This window comes from Micromonospora sp. NBC_01412 (assembly GCF_045040215.1).
GTDB lineage: Bacteria > Actinomycetota > Actinomycetes > Mycobacteriales > Micromonosporaceae > Micromonospora > Micromonospora rubida.
On sequence record NZ_CP109528.1, the window covers coordinates 2,586,057 to 2,607,894 of the forward strand.

Genomic DNA, 21,838 nt, shown 5'->3' on the forward strand with positions numbered 1-21,838 from the left:
CGTCGCGACGGGCGCGGCGGTGGGGTCGTGCCACGGGCCCGGTCCGCCACCGGTCCACCGCCGGCCGCCACCACTACGGGCGGCGACCGGCGACGGGTCAGTGGACCTCTTCGAACTTCGGGTCAGGGCAACCTCTTCGGGCTGCGGGTCAGGGCAGCACCTTGAGGAACGGGCCGTGGCTGAGCCGGAACTCCCAGGAGTAGTACCGGTCCCAGTTGATCGACCAGGTCATCAGTCCCCGGAAGGCGGGGTTGGTTCCGCTGCGCGGGGCGTAGCTGCCGCAGTTCTGGCCCTTGACCAGGCAGGTCACCGCCTGTTGCACGCCTGCGGGGGCGAGGTACCCGTTGCCCGCGCTGGTCGAGGAGGGTGCGCCGAAGGCGACCTGGTCCTCGCGCAGGGCGGGGAAGACGGCGTTGGCGTTCCCGGCCACCGGGAACCCGGTGAGCAGCATGTCGGTCATCGCGATGTGGAAGTCAGCGCTTCCCATGATGTGGTACTGGTTGTCCAGCCCCACGATGGGGCCGGAGTTGTAGTCCTGCACGTGCAGGACGGTGAGGTCGTCGCGCAGCGCGTGGATCACCGGCAGGTACGACCCGGCTCGGGGGTCCTGTCCACCCCACGGCCCTGACCCGTAGAACTGGTAGCCGAGCTGCACGAAGAACGTCTCCGGGGCCATGGTGAGCACGAATCCCGCCCCGTAGCGCTGCTTGAGGGAGCGGATCGCCGAGATCAGGTTGACCACGACCGGGGTGGTTGGGTTGCGGAAGTCGGTGTCCCCGGTGTTGAGGTAGAGGGAGTGGCCCTCGAAGTCGATGTCCAGGCCGTTGAGGCCGTACCGGTCGATGATCGCGGACACCGACCGGACGAAGGTGTCCCGGGCGGCGGTGGTGGTGAGCTGCACCTGCCCGTTCTGGCCGCCGATCGAGAGCAGCACCTTCCTGCCCTGCTGCTGCTTGGCCCGGATCGCCGCGGTGAACTCCGCCTCGGTCTCGACGCCGGGGCACTCGGCGACAGGGCAGAGCTGGAAGCGGATGTCGCCGGAGGTGACCGAGGTGGGTTCGCCGAAGGCGAGGTTGATGACGTCCCAGTCGGCGGGCACGTCGGCCATCCGCAGATAACCCGCGCCGTTGCCGAAGCTGGCGTGCAGGTAGCCGATCAGTGCGTGCTTGGGCAGCCCGCCGACCGGCGGGGTGGTCGGCGGTGGCGTGGTCGGCGGTGGGGTGGTCGGCGGTGGGGTCGTCGGGGGCGCGGTGGTCGGGGGCGCCGTGGTGGGTGGGGAGGTGGGCGTGCCGCCGCCGCACGGGGCCCCGTTGAGGGTGCAGTCGGTGGGGGATCCCGCCCCGGTGGCCAGGAAGCCGAACGACACCGAGGCGCCGGGGGCGACGTTGCCGTTCCAGGACCGGTTCGTGAAGGTGTGCCGCTGGCCTGCGCTACTCACCGTGGCGTCCCAGTACGAGCCGAGCGTCGTGCCGGTCGGCAGCGTGAAGGCGACCTGCCAGCCGGTGATGGTGCCCGGGCCGCCGTTGGTGATGGTGAAGCGGCCCTCCCAGCCGGTTCCCCAGTCGGAGGTCTTGGTGAAGGCAGCCGTCGGGCCGGCGGCCAGGGCCGGGGCTGCGAGGGTCAGGGTCGCCGCGGCGGCGGTGGCGAGGGCCGCCAGGACGGCCAGGAGCGGTGTTCGGGGACTGCGCTTCATCCGGTCCTCCCGGTAGGGGATCGCCCCGCCGGAGACGTATCGACGGGTGGCTAATTATTAGGTTTGTTAACTGTAATTGTCCAGGGCTGGCCCGCAGCGAGATCCGGGCGTCGACTCTGTGCTGGATCCGCGCCGACAGGCTGCGGGGGACGCCAGCCCGCCGGCCACGGCCGCGCCGACAGGCGGTGGTGAGGCTGGCCCGCCGGCCACGGCCTCAGCGCACGGTGCGGGAGAACACGGCCAGCTCGGCCACGGCGGTGACGGCAATCGTGAGCACCAGCGGCCAGGGCGTGCCGACCACCGCGTAGAGCACGAGCAGCACCGGCGCGACAGCCACCGCGTACACGGCCAGGGCCAGCGCCCGGTCGGAGCGGAACAGGTCGGGCAGGACGGTGCGGGTCAACCCCGGCACCCGGGCAGCGAGCCGCCAGCCCACCAGCACCCCACCCAGCGCGACCAGCACCGCGAGGAACCGGGACGGGCCGGACCCGCCGGCCGCCGCGACCGCCACCAGCACGGTGCCGGCCAGTGACCAGCCCGCCCCGTACAACACCAGGCGACGCAGGTCGTCGGAGACGGCCCGGCGCGGGTCGGGCGGGGCCGGGCCGACCGGCACGGCCTCGGCCAGCTCCGCCAGCGCCTCGGCATACCGGCGCCGCTCCAGCCGGACCACCCCGGGCTCGGCGGCGGCCCCAGCCAGCTCCGGGTCGAGCCGCAGCGCCTCCCGGTACCCCCGTTCGGCCAGGTCGTAGAGCCGCAGCCGGGCGGCCACCAGGCCGAGCACCAGGTGCGCCTGGGCCTCCTCCGGGGCCAGCTCCACCCCGCGCCAGGCGGCGTTGAGCGCCGGCTGCCCGTTGCGCGCGCCGGAGAGGAGGGCGGCGGCGCTGCGCTGGGCGTACGCGTCGGCGGGGCCGACGGCGAGGAGCCGGTCGGCGGTGCTCGCCGACTCGGCGTACTCGCCCAGGTCGGCCAGCGCCAGCCCGCGCACCACCAGCGGGTCGACCGCGTCCGGGGCGACGGCCAGGGCGGCGTCGGCGGCGGCGCGCGCCTCGGCGGGCCGCCCGGCGGCTAGGTGCACGCGGCCGAGGGTGGTCAGCGCGGTGGCGTTCGCCGGCTCCAGGGCCAGCGCGAAGCCGACCTCGCCGGTCGCCTCGTCGTAGCGCCCGAGGTCGGCCAGGAGCTGGGCGCGCTGGAGGTACCCCTCGGCGGTGGCGTCGCTGGACATCGCGGACCTACGCGGCAGGGGCCTGGTGGACCAGGGCGACCGCGATCCCGGTCAGCCCCTCGCCGCGCCCGGTGAAGCCCAGCCCGTCGGTGGTGGCTGCGGAGACGGTGACGGGGGCGCCGACCGCCCCGGACAGCACCGCCTCGGCCTCGGCCCGGCGCGGTCCGATCTTCGGCCGGTTGCCGATCACCTGCACCGACACGTTGCCGATCTGGAAACCGGCCGCCCGGACCCGGCGGGCGCTCTCGGTCAGCAACGCCACCCCCGACGCGCCCGCCCACTCCGGCTCGGCCACCCCGAAGTTCGACCCGAGGTCGCCCAGCCCGGCGGCGGACAGCAGCGCGTTGCAGGCCGCATGCGCGGCCACGTCGGCGTCGGAGTGACCGGCCAGGCCGTCCTGGTCGGGCCAGTGCAGGCCGGCCACCCAGCAGGGCCGGCCGGCCTCGAACGCGTGCACGTCGGTGCCGACGGCCACCCGAGGAACGATCATGCGCCGAGGGTACGCGTCACGCGCCTGCGGCCAGCAGGTGCTCGGCGAGCGCCAGGTCGAACGGGCGGGTGACCTTGAGGGCGTACTCGGAGCCGGGGACGCACACCACTGGGATGCCCTGATTCTCCACGAGGCCGGCGTCGTCGGTGAGCGGGTCGCCGGCCGCCGCGTGGGCGGCGGACAGCACCGACCGGCGGAACCCCTGCGGCGTCTGCACGGCCCGCAGGGCGGACCGGTCCACGGTGCCGAGGACCACCTCGCCGGTGCCGACCTCCTTGATCGTGTCGACCACGGGGAGGACGGGGATCACCGCGTCGTGCCCGGAGCGGACCGCCCCGGCCACCGACTCGACCAGCTCGGGCGGGGTCAGGGCACGGGCCGCATCGTGCACCAGCACGATCCCCGGGCCGGCGGGGACGGCCGCGAGCGCGGCGGCCACCGACGCCTGCCGTTCCGCCCCGCCGGGGACGACCAGCACCGGGGCGACCGGGGCGAGGAGCCGACGGACCGCCTCGACCTCCCCGGCCGGGGCGGCCACCACGATGGTGTGCACGGACCCGGCGGCGGCGATCCGGCGTACCGCGTGCACGAGCAGCGGCTCCCCGGCGAGCAGGCGCAGGGCCTTGGGGGCGCCCGGGCCGAGCCGTACGCCGGCACCGGCCGCAGGCACGAGGACCGCGACGTCACCGCGCGGATTGAGCTGCGCGGTCACGTCGCGGTCCTCGGGTTTCTTCGCTGCGGGGTGGGTACGACGATGCTGTGCGGACTAGCCCTCGGTCAGCACCTTGTCGAGCAACGTCTCCGCCTCGTCCTTGGTGCTCTTCTCGGCCAGCGCGACCTCGCCGACGAGAATGTCGCGGGCCTTGGCGAGCATGCGCTTCTCGCCCGCGGACAGGCCCCGCTCCCGCTCCCGACGCCACAGGTCGCGGACAACCTCGGCCACCTTCAGCGGGTTGCCGGAGGCAAGCTTTTCCAGATTCGCCTTGTAACGCCGCGACCAGTTGGTCGGCTCCTCGGTGTGCGGAGCCCGGAGGACGTCGAAGACCTTGCCGAGGCCCTCTTCGCCGACCACCTCACGCACGCCCACGATCTCGGCGTTCTCAGCGGGCACCCGAACCGTCAGGTCACCCTGCGCGACCCGCAGGACGAGATACTCCCTGGGCTCGCCCTTGATGACCCGAGTCTCGATTGCCTCGATGAGTGCGGCCCCGTGGTGGGGGTAAACAACGGTCTCGCCGACACTGAAAACCATAGGTTCGAAACCCCTTTCGCTGTGTCTAGGGTAACACGCTCAGGCACCGATGTCCCACCGCTGTCCTGACCGTTGGCGCAGCTCAGGGGCCCTGTGAGAGGTCTTTCTTCAGCTTGACAGGCGGCCAAACCGATGGTCTGAACACGCTCCGTGACCAACATGTGACCCCCCGGTGGGAGGTGGGCGGAGCGTGGATTTCTGGGCGATGCGCTCTTTCCATGGTAGCCCGGCCGCACCAGCCCCGCCCAGATGTAGCGGGAGGAGGGGCCGGTGCGGGACCCTTGAGGCGAACCGCTGTCCGCGCACCGAACCGGTTCGAGGGGGTCCGATGGGCATGCCCGACGCAGATGGTCACGGCCCCGCCGAAGGACTTCCCGGCCTGCCCCCGGAGTGGGGCCGGGTGGTGGTGCCGGACGACGCGTCCGCGCTGGCCGAGGAGGCTGCGCAGGTCCGGCTCGAGCTGCGCCCGCGGGCCCGCCGGAACCGGTGGCGGCGGCTGCTCGGCCTGGCCGTCCCGAGGGACGGCCGGCCACCGCTCGGCCTGCCGCTGCTGGTGCTGCTGGTGGCGTTGCTCACCACCGCCGCCGGGCTGTTCGCCGTCACCTGGCCCCGCACGCCCCGCTCCGGCGACCACCCCACCGTCGTGCCGTACCCGACGGCGACCGACCTGACCGGTCGCGTACTGCCGGCCCTGGAACTGGTCGACGCCGACGACTCGATCGTGTCGTTACGCGCGCTGCTCCCCGCGCTGATCATCCTGGTGGACGCCTGCCCCTGCCCCGACCGGGTGGCCGAGGCCGCCGAGCTCGCGCCGCCAGGGGTCACCGTGGTCACCGTCCACGACACCCGCGCGCTGCGTCCCACTCCGGTGCCCGCCGGCGCGACCGTGCGTCCACTCGCCGATCCGGGTGGCGGGCTGCGCGAGTTCCTGCACGTGCCGCCCCGCCCCGGCAGCGCCACCGCGCTGCTGGTCGGCCGCACCGGCAACCCGGTCCGGGTGGTCCCGGACCTGCGCTCCGCCGACGACTACCGCGCTGACCTGGCCCGCCTCGGCCCCTGACCCCGCCGGCTGGTCAGAACGCCAGGGCCGCCACCCGGGCGTCGACCACGATCGGGGCGATTCCCCGGGCGACGGCGGCCAGCTCGATCCGGATCGGGCCGTTCCCGCGGCTCAGCCACGCCGTGGCGAACGAACCGTCGCAGGTCGCCCGGCGGCTGTCGCGGTGCCCGGAGCGGACGGTCACCAGCAGGAGCTGCCCCGGACCGACGCACCGGTACCGGACCAGGTGCGTTCGCGTGGCGGCCATGACGACCCGTCGCTGCGGGGACTGGCCGGGGTGCAGCGTAAGCCGGGCCTGCCAGACCGTCCCGATCAACCCGCCGAGCCCGCCGTCGGGATCCTCGCCGTGGCCGGTGCCCGCGTCGTACCGCTCGATCACCCGCCCGGTCGCCCCGTCGACGATGACACCCCGGCGAGGGCCGCCGGAGGTCACCCGGCCCGTGGCGGAATCGACGGTGAAGGCCAGCGGCGCCTCGTTCAGGGGCATCCCGTCCAGCTCTCCGGACGCCGCCCCGGACCGGACGCGCCGGGACCCGTCACCGGGACCGCGCCGCTCGTCGGCCCCGGACGCCGCGGCGGGGCCGCCGGCCGGACCGACCGCCGGGGCCACGGCCTGCCACCATCCGGCGCTGGCGGCCACGACGAGGGCGGCCAGCGCGGCGAGCCCTCCGCCCCGGAGCCGGTCAACCACGTCGCCGCCCACCACGCGGTCGAGCCTAGCCATCCGGCACCGGTCCCGCCGCCCGCGAGACCCGGCCGAGGCCCTCCAGGCGGGCCCGGTCAGGCGGCGCGGTCGAGGAGGGCCGCGTAGAGGGTCAGGCCCGGGCCGAAGGCGAGGATCAGCACCCGGTCGGGCGGCTGTGCCCCCCGCAGCAGCCGGTCGAGGATCAGCAGCACCGTCGGCGACGAGCAGTTGCCGTGCTCCTCCAGCGTCGCCCGGGACGCGGCCAGCGCCTGCGGCGGCAGCGCCAGCTCGCGTTCCACCACGTCGAGGATGCGCGGGCCGCCCGGGTGCACCGCCCAGCCGTCCACCTCGGTGAGCTGGGTGCCGTGCCGGGCCAGCAGGCCGTCGACCAGCCCCCGGACGTGGGTCGAGAGCACCTGCGGCACCTGCGGCGACAGTCCCATCCGGAAGCCGGTGTCGGTGACCTCCCACGTCATGTGGTCGGCCGTGGAGGTGTCGGTGACCGAGGTGACCTCGCGCAGCGCGTACCCCCGGCCCCCGGGGATGACCACGGCGGCGACGGCGGCGTCCGAGAAGAGCGCGTGGGAGACGATCTGCTGGGTGTCCAGCCGGGCCGTGGCCGGCTGGATGTGCAGGCTGGTCAGCTCGGCGCAGAGCAGCAGCGCGGGGCGCTGCCGCGCGGTGACGAAGTCGCCGGCCGCGCCGAGCCCCGGCAGGGCGGCGTAGCAGCCCATGTGCCCGACGAACATGCGCTGGGTGTCCGGAGCCATGCCCAGGTCCCGGGCGAGCAGGATGTCCAGCCCTGGGGTGGCGTACCCGGTGCACGAACAGACGACGAACAGGCCGACGTCACGGGCGTCCAGGCCTGCTGCCGTGAGCGCCCGGCCGACCGCCTCCTTGCCCAGCGGCAACGCCTCGACCTGGTAGCGGCGCAGCCGGCGCTCGGTCGACCAGTCCGACACGTCCTCCAGCAGCGGGTTGACCGCCGCCTGCCGCCGTTTCACCCCGGAGTTGGCGAAGATCCGCTCTGCCAGCGCCCGGGTCCGGCCGGCGAAGTGCTTCGAGAAGAAGCTCTCCCAGAGCTCGTCCTGGCTGGCACCTGGCGGCTGCGCCGTCCCCATGCCCGCGATCACCGGTACGGCCACGTTCCCCACCTCTCGTCCGCGAACCCCCATGTCGTCCCCGCGTCGCCTCCATCCACGACCACGGGACCGCCGTACTCACGCTCACCAAACGAGGGGACGGGCCGCCACGGTCCGGGACGCCGCCCGGGTCGCGGGCGGGGCGCTCGTGGCGCGCACCCTCGTGTGGCCCCTTCCCGGCGTCCCCAGCCGGTGCCGACCCGGCTACCCGCGCCGGACCCCCCACCCCTGGTACAGCACCGCAGTAGACCAGGTCGGCCTGATTCGTGGCGCCCGCCCGGCCGGCGTCGGCTGTGGACGACCACCGGACCGGATCCGGCGCAGCAGCCAGGCCAGCGTCCCGACCAGCCCCGGGCGGACGCCCCGGACTCGCAGGTCGACGCCGTGCCGGGCGCACTCGGCGACCAACTCCCGGTGGTCCACGAACAACCGTGGATCGTGGATGCCCCGGGGCACCGTCGGCAGCCGCTCGCCGATCTCGACCGCGATCAGCCGGCTCAGCGCGGTGTCGTTGAGGGTGTCCAGAACCAGCAGCCCTCCCGGACGGAGCAGCCGGCACGCCTCGGCCACCGCCCGCCGCCAGTCGGGCACGTGCTCCAGCAGCTCGCCGGCGGCCACCACGTCGGCGCAGCCGTCGGCCAGCGGCACGGCGGTGGCGTCGCCGTTGACGGGGGTCACCCCGTGCTGCGCAGCCTGGGCCAGGGCCGAGCGGGTGAGGTCGACCCCGACGTGCCGGTAGCCCCTGCCGGCCAGGTGCGGGGCGAGCAGACCGGCGCCGCAGCCCAGGTCGACCAGGAGGGCGTTGGGCCGGGCGGCGGGCGGAACGAGGGCCGCCCGGGCCCGGGCCAGCCAGTGCAGCATGGCGAACGTCCCGTCGGGACGCCACCATTCGTCGGCCAGGTCGTCGTACTGTCGTGGATCGTTCGGGGGCAGCAGGCGGGGGCGGTCGGACACCCGGGACGAACCGTCGCGCATGGCACCGAGCGTGGCACGACTGGACGGTAACGACCAGACTTCCCTTATGTCGACGACGGTGTTAGGGCTGGTCAGGGCGAGTCACCCCGAGCCCGCCGTGGCGGTGACCGTGGTCGCCGGGCTGCTCGCCCAGGGGGTGGGGCACCGCCCGGCAGGGGTCGCCACAGTGGTGCTGACGGTGCTCGCCAGCCAGCTCGCGGTCGGCTGGTCCAACGACCGCCTGGACGCCGACCGGGACGCCGCGGTGGGGCGTACCGACAAACCGGTCGCGAGCGGCGCGGTCAGCGCGCGGGCGGTCGGCCTGGCAGCGGGGGCGGCGGCCCTCGCCACGGTCCTGTTGGCGGCGGCGACCAACCGGACGGCGGCGGTCTGGGCGGCCGTGGCCCTGGTCTCCGCGCTGTCCTACAACTGGCCGTTGAAATCGACCCGGGTCTCGGTGCTGCCGTACGCGGTCTCCTTCGGGGCGCTGCCCGCCTTCGTGGTGCTGGCCCTGCCCGGCGCGCCCGCCCCGCCGGCCTGGCTGGTGGCCGCCGCCGCCCTGCTCGGGGCCGGGGCGCACTTCGCCAACGTGCTGCCGGACCTGGCCGACGACGCCCGGACCGGGGTGCGCGGGCTGCCGCACCGGCTCGGCGCGGCCGGCAGCCGGGTGGCCGCCGCCGGGCTGCTGCTCGCGGCGACCGTCACCCTGGTCGTCGGGCCGCCCGGGCCGCCGTCGTGGGCCGGGCTGTCGGCCGTCGCGACCGCCGCACTGGTGCCGCCCCTGACCTGGTACGCCGGCCGCGGCGCCCGCCGGGGCGTGGCCGCTTTCCGGGCGGTGATGCTGGTGGCGCTGATCGACGTGGTGCTGCTCGTGGCGAACGGCCGGGTGGTCTGAGCGCCCTCGGGAAGGTGGTGGTGCCGGGTCGGCGTGCGGCTCCCGATCAACCCCAACTACCCTGAAGCCGGTCTGCGCGGGTATGGCCACCGTGCCCGGTGACGGCCGGGTGGGGATCGTGACGAGGAGGACCGACGTGACGCGCTCGATCAGGGGTTCCCGGCGGGCGGCCCTGCTGCTGTCCGGCGTGGCGGCGGCGACCGGCCTGCTGGCGACCGGTTGCGGTGCCGGCCAGGTGGCCGAGACCGCCAACAAGACCCCGTCGGTCCAGGGCGTCAACGTCCAGACTCCGGACAACGCCTACAAGGTACGCGGCCTGTACGTCGAATACCCGGGCAGCGGGAGCTACCAGTCCGGCGGGAACGCCGCCGTCAACGCGGTGATCTACAACGACACGCAGAGCCCGGTGACGGTGACCGTCACCACGGACAGCGCGCGGGAGGTCGTGATCACCGGCGGCGCGTCCGGGTCGGCCAGCCCGTCCGCGTCAGCCAGCGCGTCGCCGTCGGAGAGCGCGTCGCCTTCGGGCAGCGCGTCGCCGTCGGGCAGCGCCAGCCCGTCCGGGTCGGCCAGCCCGTCGGAGGGCGGCTCGCCGTCCCCGTCCGAGGGCGCTTCGGAGAGCCCGTCCGCCTCGGCCAGCCCCTCGGCCCCCGCCGGCGAGCCGGCCCGGATCGAGATCCCGGCCCTCAGCTACATCCAGCTCAACGTGCAGGGCGGCCGGTCCCTCCAGCTCGTCGGCCTGAACAAGGCCCAGCTCGTCGGGCAGCAGGTCAGCCTGACCTTCGACTTCGGCAACGGCACGACCATCAGCACCCCGGCCCCGATCGGCATCCCGCTGACCCCGCTCCCGCAGCCCTCCCAGATCGTCGAGCGCGAGGGCTCGCACGGCGAGGAGGGCGGCACCGAGGCCGGCGCGGGCCACGGCGGCTGACGCCCCGCACCACCGACCGTCGACGGCACCGCCGGCGTGGCACCCGCCACGTCGGCGGTGCTTCGTCGTACGGGGGGACTAGCGTTCCGGTGTGACGACGCCCCGATCGACACCCTCCCGAGCGACCCCGCGCGCGGGCCGGGCCGCCCGCGAGCCCCGTCCGGCCTACGAGTGCGACGCCTGCGGGCACCAGCCCCCGAAGTGGGTGGGGCGCTGCCCGGAGTGCGGCGAGTGGGGCGCGGTGGTCGAGTGCACCGTGACCGGTCCGACCGTCTCCGGCCGGGTGGTCAGCTCCCGGATGCCGGCCGAGCCGGCCCGTCCCATCGCCACCATCAGCGCCGCCCCCGCCAGGGCCCGGCCGACCGGGGTCAGCGAGCTGGACCGGGTGCTCGGCGGCGGCCTGGTGCCCGGCGCGGTGGTGCTGCTCGCCGGCGAGCCGGGCGTGGGCAAGTCCACGCTGCTGCTCGACGTGGCCCAGCAGTGGGCGGCCACCGCCGGCAGCCCGTCGCTCGTGGTCAGCGGCGAGGAGTCGGTCAGCCAGGTGCGGCTGCGCGCCGAGCGGATGGGCGCCCTGCACGACCAGCTCTGGCTGGCCGCCGAGAGCGACCTGGGCGCGGTCCTCGGCCACCTGGACGCGGTGAAGCCGGGGCTGCTCGTGCTCGACTCGGTGCAGACCATCTCCACCCCCGGCACCGAGGGGGTGCCCGGCGGGGTGACCCAGGTGCGGGCGGTCACCGCCGCCCTGGTCGCGGTGGCCAAGGAGCGCGGCCTCGCCACCGTGCTGGTCGGTCACGTCACGAAGGACGGCCAGGTGGCCGGCCCCCGGGTGCTGGAGCACCTGGTCGATGTGGTGCTGCACTTCGAGGGCGACAAGCACTCCTCGCTGCGGATGGTGCGCGGCGTGAAGAACCGGTTCGGCGCCGCCGACGAGGTCGGCTGCTTCGAGATGCACGAGGGCGGGATCAGCAGCCTCGCCGACCCGTCCGGGCTGTTCCTGACCCGCTACTCGGAGCCGACGCCGGGCACCTGCGTCACGGTGGCGATGGAGGGGCGGCGGGCGCTGGTCACCGAGGTCCAGGCGCTGATCGGCGCGACGGTCGCGGGCTCGCCCCGACGCACGGTGTCCGGGCTGGACGGGGCCCGGCTGGCGATGGTGCTGGCGGTGCTCCAGCGCCGCGCCGAGCGGCTGACCCTGCACGACAAGGAGGTCTTCGCGGCCACCGTCGGCGGCATCCGGGTGGTGGAGCCGGCGGCCGACCTCGCGGTCGCCCTCGCCGTGGCCTCCGGTGGGCTCAACCTGGCCATCAACCCGCATCTGGTGGCGATCGGCGAGGTCGGGCTGACCGGAGAGGTCCGCCGGGTCGGCGCGGTGGCGCGCCGGCTGGCCGAGGCGGCCCGGCTCGGGTTCCGGGTGGCGCTCGTCCCGACCGGGTGCGGCCCGGAGAGCGTCGGGGCGGGCCCGGAGAACATGCGGGTGATGGAGGTCACCGACGTGCGCTCGGCGCTCCAGTGTGCCGCCCGCGCATCCGCGGAGTGACCGACGGTGGCCGCCGCGCGGGACCGCCCGTGCGATACCGGACAAGGACGGCAGGCCACCCGGCGTGGCCGTCGGGGAGCACCGTGACACATCACAGTAACCACGACAGCACCCACCGCACGCCAGTCCGTAGACTGTGCGGGTGCCGATCGACCGCGATGCCAGCAAAACCGCCGGCGCGACACCCCACGCCCGCACCGGTGCCGTGGGCTCGCCCGCCCGTCCGATCAGCGTCAGCGTGACCGGGAGCGGCGGCGGCGCGAGCGGCGACCCGCTACGGGCCAATCTGGCGCTCATGGCGCCCGGCACCGCACTGCGTGACGGCCTGGAGCGGATCCTGCGCGGCCGGACAGGCGCGCTGATCGTCCTCGGCTACGACAAGGTGGTCGAAGGGCTGTGCACCGGCGGCTTCCCGCTGGACGTGGAGTTCTCGGCGACCCGGGTCCGCGAGCTGTGCAAGATGGACGGCGCGGTGGTGCTGTCCAGCGACGGCACCCGGATCGTCCGGGCGGCCGTGCACCTGATGCCGGACCCGTCGATCCCCACCGAGGAGTCCGGCACCCGGCACCGCACCGCCGAGCGGGTGGCCCGGCAGACCGGCTACCCGGTCATCTCGGTCAGCCAGTCGATGCGGATCATCAGCCTCTACGTCAACGGCCAGCGGCACGTGCTGGACGACTCGGCGGCCATCCTGTCCCGGGCCAACCAGGCCCTGGCCACGCTTGAGCGCTACAAACTGCGCCTCGACGAGGTCTCCGGCACCCTGTCCGCCCTGGAGATCGAGGACCTGGTCACCGTCCGGGACGCGGTGGCGGTGGTGCAGCGGCTGGAGATGGTCCGCCGGATCGCCGACGAGATCGCCGGGTACGTGGTGGAGCTGGGCACCGACGGCCGGCTGCTCGCCCTCCAGCTCGACGAGCTGATGGCCGGCGTGGACGCCGACCGCACCCTGGTCATCCGGGACTACCTGCCCACCGGCCGCAAGCCCCGCACGCTGGACGAGGCGCTGGTCGAGCTGGACCTGCTGGGTGCCACCGAGCTGATCGACCTGGTCGCGGTGGCCAAGGCGATCGGCTACCCGGCGGCCTCCGACGCGCTGGACGCGGCGGTCAGCCCGCGCGGCTTCCGGCTGCTGGCGAAGGTCCCCCGCCTGCCGGTGGCGATCGTCGACCGGCTGGTGCTGCACTTCGGCAGCCTCCAGCGGCTGCTCGGTGCCACCGTGGAGGACCTACAGGCCGTCGAGGGCGTCGGTGACGCCCGGGCCCGGGGCGTCCGGGAGGGGCTGTCCCGGCTCGCCGAGGCGTCCATCCTGGAACGCTACGTCTGACACGCCCCGCACCGCCGGTCCCGCCTGGCCGACCGTGTGGCCCGACCCGCACGACCCGCACCGTACGGCCCGGCACGGGGCCCGCACCATACGGCCCGACCGGCCCCGCGCGGCGGATTGTCCGGCTCAGCCGGTGACGGTCAGCTTCACCGGCTCGCTCAGCTTCGTGTCCAGCCGCCCGAAGACCTGGTAACTCCCGGCCAGCGGGAACGGGCCATTGGCCAGCCCGTCCTTGCAGCGGCTGGTGTCCTTGCCGTTCCAATCCACCTGGTACGACCGCTCGAAGCCCGGGGTGAACGACTGCACGTCCGAGCCCTTCACGTTGCCGCAGGTGTCGGAGGACCAGACCTTCTCCGCGCCGGACTTCACGTACAGCTCCTGGAAGTCCGCGCCGACGTCCCGGCTGCAGGTGCGGTTCGACTTGTTCTTGATCTTGAGCTGGAGGCTGACCACGGTGCCCCGCTGCGCCGACGACGGCACCGCCGCCGGAGTCACCGAGATCTCCGCGTCGGTGCACGTCCCGGCGTCGGCGCCCGGGGCTGCCGGAGCGTCGTTCCCGGTCGGACCGGCCGGAAGTCCCGGATCGCCCGAGGCGCCGGAGTCGCTGCCGGAGTCGTCCGAGCCGCCGGGCGGGGTGCCGGTCTGCGGGGACAGCACCGAGCCGCTCGGGTCCGGGGCCGCGGACGGGTCGCCGGCTGCCGGGGCCACAGTCGGCGTCGGGGTCACCTTCGCCTGCGGAGTGGTGCCGGTGTTGCCCGCCTTGTTGCAGGAATAGAGCAGGACAATCAGGAAAAGAAGCCCCGCTCCGACCACGACGGCTCGACGCCGCCAGTACACGGCGGATGGCAGGGGGCCGACCGTCAGACGCATGATGCCTCCACCGTAACGGCGTGCCCCACCCTCGTCCGGCGCGACGCGCCGGACGACCCACCGCTCACCGGCACGGCTCTCCACTCACGACAGCCGCCCGACCCAGGCCCGCCCCCGACGCCGGGCGGGCCGGCTCCCGGCCCGGGCCCCGCCCGGCCAGGCTCACAGGTACACCTTGCGCTGGTAGATCGCGTGCGCACCGGCCACCCGGTCGAGGAAGAGCAGGCCGGCGCAGTGATCGATCTCGTGCTGCAACGCCCGCGCCTCGAACCCGTCGGTGACCAGCCGCACCGCCGCGCCGGTGCCCGGGAGCACCCCCTCGACGACCAGCCGGCTGGCCCGCTTGACGTCGCCCGTCAGGTCGGGCACCGACATGCAGCCCTCCCGGCCCGCCTTCCACCGGCTCGCCTCCACCACCCGGGCGTTGCACAGCACGAAGGTTCCGTGCACGGTCACCGCCTTCGGGTGCCCGGTGATGTCGACCGCGAACATCTGGGCGCCCACGCCGACCTGGGGCGCGGCGAGGCCCACGCAGCCCGGCGAGACGCGCATCGTGGCGACCAGGTCGGCGGCGAGGCGGACCGACTCGTCGGAGGTCGGGTCCACCTCCGGCCCGGGCCTGCTGAGCACCGGGTCCGGGGCCGAGACCACCGCACGCACTTCGCCGGGCACCGCCAACGCCTCGGGTGTCCAGCCGCCGAGACCGACGTACTCCGCGGTCACAGCAGGTCCGAGTCCGCCGGACGGAGGCTGACCCCGACGCCCAACTCCGCGGCCCTACGGGCCAGCCGGCCGGCCACCTCGTCGGAGGACCCCGGCGGCAGCTCGACCTCGGCCACCACCACGTACAGCGAGCCGGTCAGCCGGGTGCTCAGGTCGGTGACGTTGCCGCCCGCGTCGGTCAGCACCCGGGTCATCGCCGCGACGATGCCCATCCGGTCCGCGCCGTGCACCGAAAGCACGTACGGCTCGCCCGCTGGCGGCGTCGCGCCGTCGGGGGTGACCGCCCGTACGGTGGCCAGGAGCTGACCGTCGGCGGCGAGCGGGGCCAGCCCGGCCTCGACGTCGGCGGCGGCCGGGCCGACACAGATCAGGGTCATCGCGAAGTGACCCCGCAGCCGGGTCATGGTGGAGTCGGTGAGGTTCGCGCCGAGCCGGGCGAGCACCTCGGCGACGTCGGCCACGATGCCGGGCCGGTCCCGGCCGATGACGGTGATCGCGAGCTCGTTCATCCGGGCATTCTGCCCGATCCGGTCCTGTCCCCCGTGCCGCCCCGCCCGGCCCGCCCAACCTGCGGGAAGATCGCCCATGACATGATCGGCGACGCGATGTCCGAACCCACTTTCGCCACCCTGGTCAGCCGGTGGTACGAGCAGAACGCCCGCGACCTGCCGTGGCGGGTGCCCGGTGTGGGCGCATGGGCGATCCTGGTCAGCGAGGTCATGCTCCAGCAGACACCGGTGGTGCGGGTGCTGCCGGCCTTCCACGCGTGGTTGACCCGCTGGCCGACCCCCGCCGCGCTCGCCGCCGACACGCCCGCCGAGGCGATCCGGATGTGGGGGCGGCTCGGCTATCCCCGCCGGGCGGTACGGCTGCGCGACTGTGCGGTGGCGATCGTCCAGCGGCACGGCGGCGCGGTGCCGGACCGACTGGACCAGCTGCTGGCGCTGCCCGGAGTGGGCACCTACACGGCCCGCGCGGTGGCCGCGTTCGCGTACGGTCAGCGGCACCCGGTGGTGGACACCAACGTGCGCCGGGTGGTCTGCCGGGCGATCGCCGGGGAGCCGGACGCCGGCCCGGCCACCCGCCCCGCCGACCTGGTGGCCACCGAGGAGCTGCTGCCTTCGGATCCGGCCGCCGCCGCGCTGGCCAGCGCCGCGTTCATGGAGCTGGGGGCGGTGGTCTGCACCGCCCGCTCGCCCCGCTGCCCGGGATGCCCGGTGAAGTCCGTATGCGCCTGGCGGGCGTCCGGTCAGGCGGCCCCGGCCGGCCCGACCCGCCGGCCCCAGCGGTACGCCGGCACCGACCGGCAGGTACGCGGACTGCTGCTGGCGGTGCTGCGGGAGGCCACCGGCCCGGTACCGCGCCAGCGGCTGGACCAGGTCTGGACCGACGACGTGCAGCGCTCCCGGGCGCTGGCCGGGCTGGTCACCGACGGCCTGGTGGAGCCGGTCGGCGGGGCGGAGTTCCGCCTGGCCGGCGACGGCCCCACGGCCCCGGCGCTGCCCACGGGCGGCTGACCCACCGCCCCCGGACGCGGCCCGGGCCTCCGCCCCCCGGACGGTCCCATCGGGGTGGGGACCTTGCCCGACAGGTCGTCCGCGACCTCCACACAGCCGGTCATCCGCCCCCCGGACGTCCCGTCGGTGTGTGGACGGCGCGACGAAAGGCGACGGCCCCGGTGGCTCTCGCCGACCGGGGCCGTCGCCCTCTTGCGCTGTCGCCTATCCCAGCGCTGTCGTCTACTCGTCCGCGCCCGCGGCGGCGGTACCGCCGAGGTCGGCCGGGACGGCGTCCGGCACGGCGGCCGGCCGGTCGGTGCCCCGGAAGACGAGACTGGACTTGTCGATGTCGTTCGGGTCGCCCTCGCAGTCCACGACCACGATCTGACCCGGGGTCAGCTCGTTGAACAGGATCCGCTCGGACAGGTTGTCCTCGATGTCACGCTGGATCGTCCGACGCAGCGGACGCGCCCCGAGCACCGGGTCGAAGCCCTTGAGCGCCAGGTACTTCTTGGCGTTGTCGGTCAGCTCCAGGCCCATGTCCTTGTTGCGCATCTGGCTCTCGATGCGGGCGATCATGATGTCGACGATCGACAGGATCTCCTGCTGCCGCAGCTGGTGGAAGACGATGGTGTCGTCGATCCGGTTCAGGAACTCGGGCCGGAAGTGCTGCTTGAGCTCGTCGTTGACCTTCTGCTTCATCCGGTCGTAGTTGGACTCGGAGTCCTCCGACGCCTGGAAGCCCATCGACACCGCCTTGGCCACGTCACGGGTGCCCAGGTTGGTGGTCAGGATGATGACCGTGTTCTTGAAGTCCACGATCCGGCCCTGACCGTCCGTCAGACGCCCGTCCTCCAGGATCTGGAGCAGGGTGTTGAAGACGTCCGGGTGGGCCTTCTCGATCTCGTCGAACAGGACCACCGAGAACGGCCTGCGGCGCACCTTCTCGGTCAGCTGCCCGCCCTCGTCGTAGCCGACGTAGCCGGGAGGGGCACCGACGAGCCGGGACACCGTGTACCGGTCGTGGAACTCGGACATGTCCAGCTGGATCAGGGCGTCCTCGCTGCCGAACAGGAACTCGGCGAGCGCCTTGGACAGCTCGGTCTTACCGACGCCGGACGGACCGGCGAAGATGAACGAGCCGGACGGCCGCTTCGGGTCCTTCAGGCCGGCCCGGGTCCGCCGGATCGCCTTCGAGACCGCCCTGACCGCGTCCTCCTGGCCGATGACGCGCTTGTGCAGCTCGTCCTCCATGCGCAGCAGGCGGGAGGTCTCCTCCTCGGTCAGCTTGTAGACCGGGATGCCGGTCCAGTTGCCGAGGACCTCGGCGATCTGCTCGTCGTCGACCTCGCTGACGACGTCCAGGTCACCGGCCTTCCACTCCTTCTCCCGCTGCGCCTTCTGACCGAGGAGCTGCTTCTCCTTGTCGCGGAGCTGGGCCGCCCGCTCGAAGTCCTGCGCGTCGATCGCGGACTCCTTGTCGCGGCGGACCTGGGCGATCCGCTCATCGAAGTCCCGCAGGTCTGGCGGCGCGGTCATCCGGCGGATCCGCATCCGGGCACCGGCCTCGTCGATCAGGTCGATCGCCTTGTCCGGCAGGAAGCGGTCGGAGATGTAGCGGTCGGCCAGGGTCGCGGCGGCCACCAGGGCGGCGTCGGTGATCGACACGCGGTGGTGCGCCTCGTAGCGGTCGCGCAGGCCCTTGAGGATCTCGATGGTGTGGGCCAGCGACGGCTCACCCACCTGGATGGGCTGGAACCGCCGCTCCAGGGCGGCGTCCTTCTCCAGGTGCTTGCGGTACTCGTCCAGGGTGGTCGCGCCGATGGTTTGCAGCTCACCCCGGGCCAGCATCGGCTTCAGGATGCTCGCCGCGTCGATCGCGCCCTCGGCCGCGCCCGCTCCGACGAGAGTGTGGATCTCGTCGATGAACAGGATGATGTCGCCGCGGGTGCGGATCTCCTTGAGGACCTTCTTCAGGCGCTCCTCGAAGTCACCGCGGTAGCGGGAGCCGGCGACCAGCGCGCCGAGGTCGAGGGTGTAGAGCTGCTTGTCCTTCAGCGTCTCGGGCACCTCGCCCTTGATGATCTTCTGGGCCAGGCCCTCCACCACGGCGGTCTTGCCGACGCCGGGCTCACCGATCAGGACCGGGTTGTTCTTGGTGCGGCGGGACAGCACCTGCATGACCCGCTCGATCTCCTTCTCGCGCCCGATGACCGGGTCGAGCTTGCCCTCGCGGGCGGCCTGGGTCAGGTTCCGGCCGAACTGGTCCAGCACCAGGCTGGTCGACGGCGCGGCCTCGCCCGGGGCGGCCCCGGCGGCGGCCGGCTCCTTGCCCTGGTAGCCGGAGAGCAGCTGGATGACCTGCTGGCGGACCCGGTTCAGGTCGGCGCCGAGCTTCACGAGGACCTGGGCGGCGACGCCCTCGCCCTCGCGGATCAGGCCGAGCAGGATGTGCTCGGTGCCGATGTAGTTGTGGCCGAGCTGCAGCGCCTCGCGCAGCGACAGCTCCAGCACCTTCTTCGCCCGAGGCGTGAACGGGATGTGCCCGCTCGGCGCCTGCTGGCCCTGGCCGATGATCTCCTCGACCTGCTGGCGGACGCCCTCAAGGGAGATGCCGAGGCTCTCCAGAGCCTTTGCCGCGACACCCTCGCCCTCGTGGATCAGGCCCAGCAGGATGTGCTCCGTACCGATGTAGTTGTGGTTGAGCATCCGGGCCTCTTCTTGGGCCAGGACGACAACCCGTCGCGCTCGGTCGGTGAACCGCTCGAACATGCCCTCGTGCTCCTCACGTGCCGTGCGCCTTGATGGTCAGATCTCGGCGGGGCCGGTGCGCGGACGTCCGGGATGGGCGTCCGTGCCTCCTTACTCTATCGCCGCCGACCGACTCCGCTGAGGTCGTGTGTCCTCGGCGGGAGGTCGGTACGCGTCGTTTTTGACAACCGTCCGCGCTCAGGCGCTGTTCCGGTGTCCCCGGCTGTACGCGCAGAGCGAAATTCGGACCACCGGTCGGACCGGCTTCCGCGGCCTCCGCAGGCCCTCCCGGGCCCCGCGGCCGCTCCGGTCGCCCCGACGGGCGGTCGTCCACAGGCTGTGGACAGATTCTCCACCGGCTGTGGACAACGCCCGGACCGGCCCGGCTCTTCCCACCCCGGCACACCGGGGCGTCCGGGCGCCGAGGCACCAGGAGCGAGACGTCAGGACGCCAGGGCGCGGGAACGGCGACGCCGGGCCGGAGACATGCTCCGGTCCGGCGTCGGTGTCGCCCGCGTCCCCCGTGTCGGGTCTGCCCCCGAGATCCCCCGGCACGCCCTTCGACGCCTAGGCGGTGACCCCGCGACGTCCTCGCTCAGCGCGTGGCGTGGAACTCGTCGACGATCTCCTGGGGGATGCGCCCCCGGTCGGAGATGTCCTTGCCCTTCCCCTTGGCCCACTCCCGGATCGCCTTGTTCTGCTCGCGGTCGGCGGTGGCACCACCCCGGCCGCGCGCGGCCCGGCCGCCGACCACCACGCCGCCCCGGCCCACCTTCGTGCCGGCACCGACGTACCGCGCGAAAACGTCACGCAATTTCACGGCGTTCGCCTTGGAGAGGTCGATCTCGTACTGAACACCGTCGAGCGCGAACTTGACTGTCTCGTCAGCGTCCCCGCCGTCCAGGTCATCGACCAGCTTGTGAATGATCTGCTTGGCCACGTCCCACATTCCTTTCGAGCAGGGTTTTCCTGCAAACTGACAGCACAATAACCCGCCCGCCACTTGTCACGTCAATAGGACGCGGTATCCGACCCCGGCCGGGGCCCGGGAACCCCTACTCGGGCCGGGCCAACGGGAAGAGGATGGTTTCCCGAATTCCCAGGCCGGTGAGCGCCATCAGCAGCCGGTCGATTCCCATTCCCATACCCCCGGCCGGCGGCATTCCGTACTCCATGGCCCGGAGAAAATCCTCGTCCAGCCGCATCGCCTCGTCGTCGCCCCGGGCGGCGAGCTGCGCCTGGGCCACCAGCCGCTCCCGCTGCACCACCGGGTCGACCAGCTCCGAGTACGCCGTGCCCAACTCGAACCCGAGGACGTACAGGTCCCACTTCTCGGCCAGGCCCGGCTCGCCGCGGTGCGCCCGGGTCAACGGGCTGGTCTCCTCCGGGTAGTCCCGGACGAAGGTGGGTGCCCGCAGCCCCGGCACGACCAGTTCCTCGAAGAGCTCCTCGGCCAGCTTCCCCGGCCCCCACTTCGGGTCGACGGCCAGGCCGACCTTGTCGGCGTACTCGACCAGGCTGGCCCGCTCGGTGCGGACCGTGACCTCTTCGCCGAGCGCCCCGGAAAGCGCCCCGAAGAGCGTCACCGAACGCCACTCGCCGCCCAGATCGAACTCCTGACCATCCGCGTGTGTCACCACGGTCGACCCGGCGACCGCGATCGCCGCCTGCTGCACCAGATTGCGGGTGAGCGTGGCCATGGTGTCGTAGTCGCCGTACGCCTGGTACGCCTCGAGCATCGCGAACTCCGGCGAGTGCGAGGAGTCGACACCCTCATTACGGAAGTTGCGGTTGATCTCGAAGACCCGGTCGACGCCGCCGACGACGGCCCGCTTGAGAAACAGTTCCGGCGCGATTCGGAGATACAGATCAGTGTTCAACGCATTGCTGTGGGTCACGAATGGCCGGGCGGCGGCCCCGCCGTGCAGCAACTGGAGCATCGGGGTTTCCACCTCGATGAAGTCCTGTCGGTGCAGCGAGTCACGCAGGCTGCGCACCGCGGCGGCCCTGGTCCGCACCATCTGCCGCGCCTGGGGGCGGACGACCAGGTCGACGTACCGCTGGCGGACCCGGGCCTCCTCGCTGAGCGGCTTGTGCGCCACCGGCAGGGGGCGCAGCGCCTTGGCGGTGACCGCCCACTGCTCGACCAGCACCGACAGCTCACCCCGACGGCTGGTGATCACCTCGCCGCTCACCCCGACGTGGTCACCCAGGTCGACCAGGCGCTTCCAGTCCTCCATCCGCGCCGCGCCGACCCGGTCCAGGGAGAGCATCGCCTGGAGTTCGGTGCCGTCGCCGTCGCGCAGGGTGGCGAAGCACAGCTTGCCGGTGTTCCGGATGAAGATCACCCGTCCGGTGACCGAGGCCCGGTCGCCGGTGGCGGTGTCGGTGGGCAGGTCGGCGTACTTCTCGCGGATCTCCGCCAGCGTGCTGGTCCGGGGGTATCCGACGGGGTACGGCTCGACGCCCTCGGCGAGCATCCGGTCCCGCTTCTCCCGGCGGACCTTCATCTGCTCGGGAAGGTCATCGGCGGGGTCGACTGGCACGGCGTTCTGCTCGATCACGGCACGCTTCCTCAGTAGGGAGATTCCGGCGGGGTCAGGCCCCGAGCGTACTCAAGCGCCCCGGCGGTCGTTACGGGATAACCTGCCCGCCATGACCGACCCCACTCAGGCCCTCTCTTTCGGGGCGGCCGCAGCCGTCCCCGCTATCCGCAGGAGGCGGCGCGCTGGGCGCTCGACGGGTCCGACGCCCCGCCTCCGAGCTCGCCGCCACCCACCCCGACCTGGCCGGCCGGGAACGCT

The 21,838-nt window shown here is 73.5% G+C and carries 20 protein-coding genes; 6 read left to right on the top strand and 14 right to left on the bottom strand.

Annotated features, from left to right (window positions below):
• Positions 1–148: 148 nt before the first annotated feature.
• The 5 genes from OG617_RS11785 to OG617_RS11805 form a co-directional block, all read right to left on the bottom strand.
• Positions 149–1,693, bottom strand: a complete 1,545-nt coding sequence (locus OG617_RS11785; RefSeq protein ID WP_405101239.1) for a chitinase — start codon at positions 1,691–1,693, stop codon at positions 149–151.
• Positions 1,694–1,907: 214 nt separating this feature from the next.
• Positions 1,908–2,918, bottom strand: coding sequence for a tetratricopeptide repeat protein (locus tag OG617_RS11790; protein WP_405101241.1), 1,011 nt, complete (start codon positions 2,916–2,918; stop codon positions 1,908–1,910).
• Between the two features lie 7 nt (positions 2,919–2,925).
• Complete coding sequence (gene ispF, locus OG617_RS11795; RefSeq protein ID WP_405101243.1) at positions 2,926–3,408, bottom strand: 2-C-methyl-D-erythritol 2,4-cyclodiphosphate synthase; 483 nt, start codon at positions 3,406–3,408, stop codon at positions 2,926–2,928.
• 16 nt (positions 3,409–3,424) lie between these two features.
• On the bottom strand, positions 3,425–4,120 hold the full coding sequence (ispD, locus tag OG617_RS11800) for a 2-C-methyl-D-erythritol 4-phosphate cytidylyltransferase (protein ID WP_405101245.1): 696 nt from the start codon (positions 4,118–4,120) through the stop codon (positions 3,425–3,427).
• A gap of 54 nt (positions 4,121–4,174) precedes the next feature.
• The gene (locus OG617_RS11805; protein WP_161686422.1) at positions 4,175–4,660 is read right to left on the bottom strand and encodes a CarD family transcriptional regulator; all 486 of its coding nucleotides are present in this window, start codon (positions 4,658–4,660) and stop codon (positions 4,175–4,177) included.
• Positions 4,661–4,988: 328 nt separating this feature from the next.
• Between OG617_RS11805 and OG617_RS11810 the strand changes: the two genes are divergently transcribed.
• Positions 4,989–5,720, top strand: a complete 732-nt coding sequence (locus OG617_RS11810; protein WP_405101247.1) for a hypothetical protein — start codon at positions 4,989–4,991, stop codon at positions 5,718–5,720.
• 13 nt (positions 5,721–5,733) lie between these two features.
• On the opposite strand, the gene OG617_RS11815 is transcribed toward OG617_RS11810, so the two are convergent.
• From OG617_RS11815 to OG617_RS11825, 3 genes are all read right to left on the bottom strand, one after another.
• Positions 5,734–6,444 carry a hypothetical protein gene (locus tag OG617_RS11815; protein ID WP_405101249.1) on the bottom strand — a complete coding sequence of 237 codons (711 nt, stop codon included), beginning with the start codon at positions 6,442–6,444 and terminating at the stop codon, positions 5,734–5,736.
• Positions 6,445–6,500: 56 nt separating this feature from the next.
• Positions 6,501–7,550 carry a type III polyketide synthase gene (locus OG617_RS11820; protein WP_405101251.1) on the bottom strand — a complete coding sequence of 350 codons (1,050 nt, stop codon included), beginning with the start codon at positions 7,548–7,550 and terminating at the stop codon, positions 6,501–6,503.
• A gap of 201 nt (positions 7,551–7,751) precedes the next feature.
• Positions 7,752–8,522, bottom strand: coding sequence for a methyltransferase domain-containing protein (locus OG617_RS11825; protein ID WP_405101253.1), 771 nt, complete (start codon positions 8,520–8,522; stop codon positions 7,752–7,754).
• 46 nt (positions 8,523–8,568) lie between these two features.
• Here OG617_RS11825 and OG617_RS11830 point away from each other — a divergent pair, with 46 nt between their 5' ends.
• From OG617_RS11830 to disA, 4 genes are all read left to right on the top strand, one after another.
• Positions 8,569–9,396, top strand: a complete 828-nt coding sequence (locus tag OG617_RS11830; RefSeq protein ID WP_405101255.1) for a UbiA family prenyltransferase — start codon at positions 8,569–8,571, stop codon at positions 9,394–9,396.
• A 136-nt stretch (positions 9,397–9,532) separates the two neighbouring features.
• Positions 9,533–10,327, top strand: coding sequence for a hypothetical protein (locus OG617_RS11835; RefSeq protein ID WP_405101257.1), 795 nt, complete (start codon positions 9,533–9,535; stop codon positions 10,325–10,327).
• A gap of 91 nt (positions 10,328–10,418) precedes the next feature.
• Positions 10,419–11,864, top strand: a complete 1,446-nt coding sequence (radA, locus tag OG617_RS11840) for a DNA repair protein RadA (protein ID WP_396685109.1) — start codon at positions 10,419–10,421, stop codon at positions 11,862–11,864.
• Positions 11,865–12,006: 142 nt separating this feature from the next.
• Positions 12,007–13,191, top strand: a complete 1,185-nt coding sequence (gene disA, locus OG617_RS11845; RefSeq protein WP_396685107.1) for a DNA integrity scanning diadenylate cyclase DisA — start codon at positions 12,007–12,009, stop codon at positions 13,189–13,191.
• Between the two features lie 126 nt (positions 13,192–13,317).
• On the opposite strand, the gene OG617_RS11850 is transcribed toward disA, so the two are convergent.
• The 3 genes from OG617_RS11850 to OG617_RS11860 all read right to left on the bottom strand — a co-directional run bounded on the left by OG617_RS11850 (position 13,318) and on the right by OG617_RS11860 (position 15,293).
• The gene (locus OG617_RS11850) at positions 13,318–14,061 is read right to left on the bottom strand and encodes a hypothetical protein (RefSeq protein ID WP_405101260.1); all 744 of its coding nucleotides are present in this window, start codon (positions 14,059–14,061) and stop codon (positions 13,318–13,320) included.
• A gap of 162 nt (positions 14,062–14,223) precedes the next feature.
• Complete coding sequence (locus OG617_RS11855; RefSeq protein ID WP_405101262.1) at positions 14,224–14,784, bottom strand: peptide deformylase; 561 nt, start codon at positions 14,782–14,784, stop codon at positions 14,224–14,226.
• Positions 14,781–15,293, bottom strand: coding sequence for a glycine cleavage system protein R (locus OG617_RS11860; RefSeq protein ID WP_161686443.1), 513 nt, complete (start codon positions 15,291–15,293; stop codon positions 14,781–14,783). Before OG617_RS11860 ends, OG617_RS11855 begins: the two co-directional genes overlap by 4 nt.
• A 96-nt stretch (positions 15,294–15,389) precedes the next feature.
• Here OG617_RS11860 and OG617_RS11865 point away from each other — a divergent pair, with 96 nt between their 5' ends.
• Positions 15,390–16,301, top strand: coding sequence for an A/G-specific adenine glycosylase (locus OG617_RS11865; RefSeq protein WP_405101265.1), 912 nt, complete (start codon positions 15,390–15,392; stop codon positions 16,299–16,301).
• A 222-nt stretch (positions 16,302–16,523) separates the two neighbouring features.
• Here OG617_RS11865 and OG617_RS11870 read toward each other — a convergent pair whose 3' ends face one another.
• From OG617_RS11870 to lysS, 3 genes are all read right to left on the bottom strand, one after another.
• Positions 16,524–19,055, bottom strand: a complete 2,532-nt coding sequence (locus OG617_RS11870; protein ID WP_396685100.1) for an ATP-dependent Clp protease ATP-binding subunit — start codon at positions 19,053–19,055, stop codon at positions 16,524–16,526.
• Positions 19,056–19,629: 574 nt separating this feature from the next.
• Positions 19,630–19,974: an Lsr2 family protein gene (locus OG617_RS11875; RefSeq protein ID WP_396685098.1), complete on the bottom strand. Its 345-nt coding sequence runs from the start codon at positions 19,972–19,974 to the stop codon at positions 19,630–19,632.
• Positions 19,975–20,089: 115 nt separating this feature from the next.
• Complete coding sequence (gene lysS, locus OG617_RS11880; protein ID WP_405101267.1) at positions 20,090–21,598, bottom strand: lysine--tRNA ligase; 1,509 nt, start codon at positions 21,596–21,598, stop codon at positions 20,090–20,092.
• Positions 21,599–21,838 lie beyond the last annotated feature (240 nt).